General features: G+C 42.1%; 1 protein-coding gene. It reads left to right on the forward strand.

Annotated elements, in window-relative coordinates:
- Nucleotides 1-157: 157 nt before the first annotated feature.
- A complete protein-coding gene (locus tag DYY65_RS06930; protein ID WP_236561714.1) occupies nt 158-559 on the forward strand; it encodes a hypothetical protein in 402 nt (133 codons plus the stop codon).
- Nucleotides 560-818: the final 259 nt, after the last annotated feature.

The raw sequence follows: 818 nt of genomic DNA on the forward strand, positions 1-818 counted from the left end.
AATTGTCGGGAACACGTTTTCATATCCTTTTGGCCGAGTCATCATAAAGTAAAAAGTAATTCAGTCTGAAACTGCCTTATTTTTCGATCTACTAAGCATAAAACATTGTTGGTTATTGCAGCATAATGCTTATCTAAAAGGATGATGGTACGAAATTATGAACAACAAGTACTATCCAAGATTTGAAAAAAGATTGAGAATCTTTACAATGACAAGCATCATTGCACTATTTAGTCTGCTGGTTGTACCAAATAGCACAGGCGTTACATACGCACAGACTGCAAGTGGGCATATTACGGCCCTACTAACTCAACTGGGCATATTGAAAAGTGAAGTACAAGCTCAAAGCACTCAAATCTCTAAACTGTCAGCTGCATTACGTCTAGGAGCAGTACCGTCTATAGTTGTTGTTACAAAGGTGGGACCGTTGGTTACTGTTCCACCAGGAAAGGTTATGAGATCTAGTGTAGACTGTCCTGCTGGGAGCGTGGCTACGGAGGCCAGGGCACTGAATCTGGTGACCAAAGTCTACAATTCGTACAGTCATTGCCGCATATAGTAGAGGGTAATAATGGGCCAACTCCCATCGGCTGGATAGCAGATGAATTTAATCCTACGACAGATACCAATCAGGCGTTTTCTGTCATAGCTGTATGTGCAACTGTTCCATAAGGGAGTGTGAGTAGGTAGCAGCCAGGTGTGGATTTCCCCTCTTTTTTGGTCTGCTCAGTGGCATTGGCGTCGCTTCCATACTAGTACCAGAGAGGTCGACTTGTTACACCTATAACTATAACTGAAAATTGTTAGGAAATAAGATA

This window comes from Nitrososphaera sp. AFS (assembly GCF_009898475.1).
GTDB lineage: Archaea > Thermoproteota > Nitrososphaeria > Nitrososphaerales > Nitrososphaeraceae > Nitrosopolaris.